This is a genomic window from Pseudomonas sp. NPDC089530 (assembly GCF_050280705.1).
In the GTDB taxonomy this organism is placed as follows: Bacteria; Pseudomonadota; Gammaproteobacteria; order Pseudomonadales; family Pseudomonadaceae; genus Aquipseudomonas.
This window is the reverse complement of sequence record NZ_JBNNVU010000009.1, coordinates 113,733-119,793: the sequence shown is the minus strand read 5'-3', so window position 1 is coordinate 119,793 and position 6,061 is coordinate 113,733. Positions and strand designations below refer to the sequence as shown.

At 65.2% G+C, this 6,061-nt stretch carries 4 protein-coding genes; all 4 read left to right on the top strand.

What is annotated here, in order from left to right:
- Positions 1-551 (top strand): TonB-dependent siderophore receptor (locus ACQKQA_RS06025; RefSeq protein ID WP_427554511.1); only part of this gene is annotated, 551 nt, incomplete at its 5' end.
- A gap of 294 nt (positions 552-845) precedes the next feature.
- Positions 846-2,264 carry a TolC family outer membrane protein gene (locus ACQKQA_RS06020; protein ID WP_427554509.1) on the top strand — a complete coding sequence of 473 codons (1,419 nt, stop codon included), beginning with the start codon at positions 846-848 and terminating at the stop codon, positions 2,262-2,264.
- Between the two features lie 131 nt (positions 2,265-2,395).
- Entirely contained in the window at positions 2,396-4,534 is a 2,139-nt protein-coding gene (locus ACQKQA_RS06015) for a type I secretion system permease/ATPase (protein ID WP_427554508.1), read from the top strand.
- Positions 4,535-4,628: 94 nt separating this feature from the next.
- Complete coding sequence (locus ACQKQA_RS06010) at positions 4,629-6,044, top strand: HlyD family type I secretion periplasmic adaptor subunit (protein ID WP_427554507.1); 1,416 nt, start codon at positions 4,629-4,631, stop codon at positions 6,042-6,044.
- Positions 6,045-6,061: the final 17 nt, after the last annotated feature.

Genomic DNA, 6,061 nt, shown 5'->3' with positions numbered 1-6,061 from the left:
TGAACATCAACCTGGCGCTGTACGACATCGAGAAGAAGAACGTGGTGACCACGACCACGGTCAACGGCGTGAGCCTCTCGGAAGCCGCCGGCAAGGTCGGCTCCCAGGGCGTGGAACTGGACGTCACCGGGCGCATCGCCGAGCGCTGGGACCTGATCGGCACCTACGCCTACAACCACAGCGAGATCCTCGACGACCCGAGCAACGAAGGCCATCGCCTGGCTAACGCGCCGAAACACACCGCCAGCCTGTACCTGAGCCACCACCTGAACGTGCCCGCCGAATTCGGCGCCTGGCACGCTGGCGGCGGCGCGCGTTATATCGGCGAACGGGCGGCCAACAACGCCAACGATTTCTGGCTCAGCAGCTACACCGTGGCCGATGCTTTCGTGCGCTGGGAATCGCCGCTGTTCGGCTACAAGACGAGCCTGCAATTCAACGTCGACAACCTGTTCGACAAGCAGTACTACCCGTCGTCCACCGGCAGCCAGCTGCAGGTCAACGTCGGTGAGCCACGCACCGCGCGGCTGAGTGCCAGCGTGACCTTCTGATAACGGCCTGGATCCCTGCGCGTCGCCCGGAAGGGTGGCGTGCAGGGATCTGTTTCCCGCTGTTCACTCTTTCCCCGCCGATTCCGCTCCCGTGGCACACCCGCGCTGTTCCAGGCCGTGGATGCCGTCATCTCCCCTATAGCCGGGCGGTGCGCCAGCGCCGAGGTGCTCAGGGTTTCTTCGGGGTGATATCAAGTGGCCACAAATCAGCTTGTGACTCCCCTGGCCCAGGCGTAGGATGCGCGCCCTGATCAGCATGGCTGAATCGTTTTACCGAAGGCGACATGGATTGTTATGACTCACTTCCCGCGTTTTTTCTCGCCCTTGCCCTTGCTCATGCTGGCAATGGTGGCGAGCCCGGCTGTTGCCGCTGTCTCTTCCAACCGCGCCGAGCTGCTCGAGGTCTACCGCCAGGCGGTGGAGCATGACGCTCAGCTGTCCGCGGCGCGCCATGACTACCTGGCGCAGCGGGAAAGCGTCCCCCAGGCCCGGGCCGGCTTGCTGCCTACTCTCAATGCCGGGAGCACCCTGGAGTCCGTGCGCCTGCAGCGGGATGAGCCCGGCCTGACCCGCACCCGCAGCACCACGGTATTCCAGGCCAACCTCAACCAGCCGCTGTTCCGTGCCGACCGCTGGTTTCAGCTGGAAGCCGCCCAGGCCAGCACCGCGCAGGCCGAGCTTGAGTTGGGGGCGAAAGAGCAGGCGCTGGTGCTGACGAGCGCCGAGGCCTACTTCGAAACCCTGCGCGCCCTGGATCTGCTGGCGGCCTCCAGGGCCGAGGAAGCGGCCCTCGAACGCCAGCGGCAGCAAGCCCAGGCACGCCTGGCGAATGGCGCATCGAGTATCACCGACGTGCTCGACGCCGAGGCCGCCCATGACAATGCCAGCGCCAATCGCAAACTTGCCGAGCGCAAGGTCGACGATGCCTTCGAGGCGTTGTCCCGGCTGACCCGCCAGGAGTATTCGGCGATCGAGGGGATTGAGCATCGGTTGCCCGTGGAGCTGCCGGTGCCCAACGATGCCAACGAATGGGTGCGCCTGGCGGTCCGCCAGAACCTGGCGTTGCAGGCCAGCAGTTACGCGGTGCTGGCGGCGGAGCAGACCAACCGGCAGCGCAAGGCCGGTTACGCGCCGACCGTCGATGCGGTGGCCTCCTGGCGCAAGGGCGATAACGACAGCTTCGGCTACAGCAACCCCACCGACTTCGGGCGCGATGGCTATCGGGACAATGTCACCCAGGGCAGCATCGGCCTGGAACTGAACATTCCCCTGTACTCGGGCGGCATGACCCGCTCGCAGGTGCGCGAAGCCACCGAGCGCCTGGCCCAGAGCGAAGACGAGCGCGAGGACCGGCGCCGGGAAGTGGTGCAGAACACCCGCAACTTCCATCGCGCGGTGAATTCCGATATCGAACAGGTGATTGCCCGCCGGCAGACGATTCGCTCCGGCCAGGCGTCGGTCAAGGCCAACCAGGTGGGGCGTGACCTGGGCTCGCGCAATACCGCGGATGTGCTCAATGCCCAGCGCCAGTTGTACAGCGCCGTGCGCGAATACAACAACGCGCGCTACGACTACATCATCGACACGCTCAAGCTCAAGCAAGCGGCGGGCACCCTGAGCCCAAAGGACCTCAACGATCTGGCGCTGTACCTGACCAAGGACTACGACGCCGACCGGGATTTCCTGCCGCCACAGGAGCGCAAGGCGCTCTGACTGTGGATTCATACGCATGAGTGAAATAAATCTCATGCAGTGATGTCGTATTGATACTAATTGTTTCAGGATTGATATAACATCTTGAAATATTTGTGGTTTATTGCCGCGCGGCGGCAGCATGGAAGCTTATGAGTGATCAAGGAAGGGGCGACGCATCGCCCATGCCAGACACCGGTCTCGTGTGCCTGGTGATGCTGGCGCGGTTTCATTCGGTGGCGGCCTCCGCCGAGCAACTGGCTCACGAATTCGCCCCGGCGAACCAGCCATTCACCCAGCGTGAACTGCTGCTGGCCGCGCGCAAGCTGGGGCTCAAGGCCAAGTCGGTCAGTACCACCGTCGCCCGCCTGGACCGTACGCCATTGCCGGCGATCGCGGTCGATGGCGATGGCAGCTTTTTCATCATCGCCAGGCTGGACAACGGCCAGGCGCTGATCCAGGACCCGCGCGCGGAGCGGCCTCAAGTCATCTCCCTCGAAGCCCTGGCGGCGCGCTGGACCGGCGAGTTGCTGCTGCTGCGCTCCGAGGCGGGGCTGCCGGGGGAAACCTCGCGGTTCGACTTCACCTGGTTCATCCCTGCCATCGTCAAATACCGCAAGTTGCTCGGCGAAGTGCTGCTGGTGTCCTTCGCCCTGCAGCTGTTCGCCCTGGTGACGCCACTGTTTTTCCAGGTGGTGATGGACAAGGTGCTGGTGCACCACGGGTTGACCACCCTCGATGTGATCGCCGCGGGGCTGCTGGGCATCATGCTCTTCGAGTCGGCCCTGAGCGGTTTGCGCAGTTATGTGTTCGCCCATACCGCGAGCCGGATCGACGTGGAGCTGGGCTCGCGGCTGTTCCGGCATCTGATCAACCTGCCGCTGGCGTACTTCCAGGCGCGCCGGGTCGGCGATTCGGTGGCCCGGGTGCGCGAGCTGGAGAACATCCGCAGCTTCCTGACCGGCAACGCCATCACCCTGTTGCTGGATGTGCTGTTCTCGCTGGTGTTTATCCTGGTGATGTTTTCCTACAGCGGCTGGCTGACCCTGGTGGTGGTGCTGTCGCTGCCCTTGTATGTCGTGGTCTCGCTGTTCGTCACCCCGTTGCTGCGCGCCCGGTTGCAGGACAGTTTCGCTCGCGGCGCGGAGAACCAGGCCTTCCTGGTGGAGACGGTGAACGGCATCGACACCGTGAAATCCATGGCCGTCGAACCCCAGGCGATCCGCAAGTGGGACAACCAGATGGCGGCCTATGTGGCGGCCGGGTTCAAGACCCAGACCCTGTCCACCATCGCCAACGAGAGCGTGGGGCTGATCGGCAAGCTGGTCACGGTGGCGACGCTCTGGCTGGGGGCCCGGCTGGTGATCGACGGGCAACTGTCGGTGGGCGAACTGATCGCCTTCAACATGCTGGCCGGGCGGGTCAGCGGCCCGATCATGCGCCTGGCGCAGTTGTGGACCAGCTTCCAGCAGACCGGGGTGTCGGTGCAGCGCCTGGGCGATATCCTCAACACCCGCACCGAGCTGTCCCAGGCGACCCGCAGCGCCTTGCCGCCGCTCAAGGGGCAGATCGAATTCGACCAGGTGCATTTCCGCTATCGCGCCGACGGTTCGGAGATCCTGCGCGGGATCAACCTGCGCATCGCCGCTGGCGAAGTGATCGGTGTGGTGGGGCGCTCCGGCTCCGGCAAAAGCACCCTGACGCGCTTGCTCCAGCGCCTGTACGTGCCCGAGCGCGGGCGGGTGCTGGTCGATGGCATGGACCTGGCGCTGGCCGACGTTTCCTCCCTGCGCCGGCAGATCGGCGTGGTGCTGCAGGACAATATGCTGTTCAACCGCAGCATCCGGGAAAACATCGCCCTGAGCGATCCAGGCACGCCGCTCGAAGCGGTGATGCACGCGGCCAGCATGGCCGGCGCCCATGAGTTCATCCTGGAGTTGCCCGAGGGCTACGACACCCTGGTCGGCGAGCACGGCGCTTCGCTTTCCGGGGGCCAGCGGCAACGTATCGCCATTGCCCGCGCCCTGATCGGCAACCCGCGGATCCTGATCTTCGACGAAGCCACCAGTGCGCTGGACTACGAGTCCGAACGGATCATCCAGCAGAACATGCAGAGCATCTGTGCCGGGCGCACGGTGATCATCATCGCCCACCGCTTGTCGGCGGTGCGCGATGCCAACCGCATCCTGGTGGTCGATCGCGGGCAGATCGTCGAGCAGGGCAACCATGCCGAACTGCTGGCGCACCAGGCCGGCCATTACTCGCGTCTGCACCGTATGCAGCAGGGCTGAGCGGCCCTGCGGCCACGGGCCACGACCGGCCCGGCGCGCTCGATTTCAGGCGCGCCGGCACTCACCGTTTTCCGGATTCAAGGATCGATTTTCCATGAGCGCAACGCCCTCGTTAATGCAGCGTTACCGTCACGCCTGGCGCGAGTCCTGGCGCCAGCGCAAACGCATGGACAGCGTGCCGCGCCTGCCCCATGAAGCGCAGTTCTTGCCCGCCGCGCTGGAGTTGCAGGACACGCCCGTGCATCCGGCACCGCGGATCTTTGCCTGGGGCATCATGGGTTTCGCCGTGCTGGCCTTGTTGTGGGCCTGCCTGGGCAAGATCGAGGTGGTGGCGGTGGCGTCCGGCAAGATCGTGCCCAACGGCAAGACCAAGCTGATCCAGTCCAGCGAAACGGCGGTGGTCAGGGCCATCCATGTCGGCGACGGCCAGACGGTGAAGGAGGGCGAGCTGCTGGTGGAACTCGACCCCACGGCGGCCGACGCCGACGTCCGGCGGATTCGCAGCGATCTGCTCGCGGCCCACATCGACAGCGCGCGCAGTGCGGCGATGCTCGACGCGATCAACCAGCAGAAGCCGCCGGCAGAGCTGCGCGGCGCCATCGCCGATGCCGACCCGCAGCAGGTGCTCAGTGCCCAGCGCTGGCTGCAGGGGCAGTATCAGGAATACCGCAGCAACCTGGACCTGGTGGACGCGGAAATCCTCCAGCGCAGCGCCGAAATCCAGTCGGCCCAGGCCCAGGTGGCCAGCCTGCGCCAGACGCTGCCGATAGCCACGCAACTGGCCGAGGACTATCGGCGGCTGCTGGAGCAGCAGTATGTGGCGCGCCACGAGTACCTGGAAAAGGAACAGGCGCGCCTGGACCTGCAACGGCAGTTGAGCGTGCAGCAAGCCAGTGTCCTGCAGTCCACGGCCGCCCAGAGCGAGGCGCGGCGCCGGCGCGAAGGCGTGGTCGCGCAGAATCGCCGGGCCATGCTCGATTTGCAGCAGGAAGCCAATCAAAAGGCCGCGAGCCTGGTCCAGGAACTGGCCAAGGCCCGTTACCAGGAAACCCTGACCAGCCTCAAGGCGCCGGTGGACGGCACGGTTCAGCAACTGGCCATCCACACCGTCGGCGGCGTGGTCACCCCGGCCCAGCCGCTGATGGTCGTCGTGCCCGCCGATCAGCCGGTCGAAGTGGAAGCCATGCTGGAAAACAAGGACGTGGGCTTCGTCCGCGCCGGCCAGCCGGTCACGGTCAAAGTGGAGACCTTCACGTTCACTAAATACGGCACCGTCGACGGCGAAGTGCTCAGCGTCTCGAACGATGCCATCGACGACGAAAAACGCGGGCCCATCTACAGCAGCCGCATCCGCCTGAAGTCCGACCACCTGCTGGTCAACGGCCAGCGCGTGGCGCTGTCGCCGGGGATGTCGGTCACGGCGGAAGTGAAGACCGATCAGCGTCGGGTGATCGACTACTTCCTGAGCCCGTTGCAGCAGCATGTGGATGAGAGTTTGCGCGAGCGTTGAGTGTTGCCGCAAAGGAA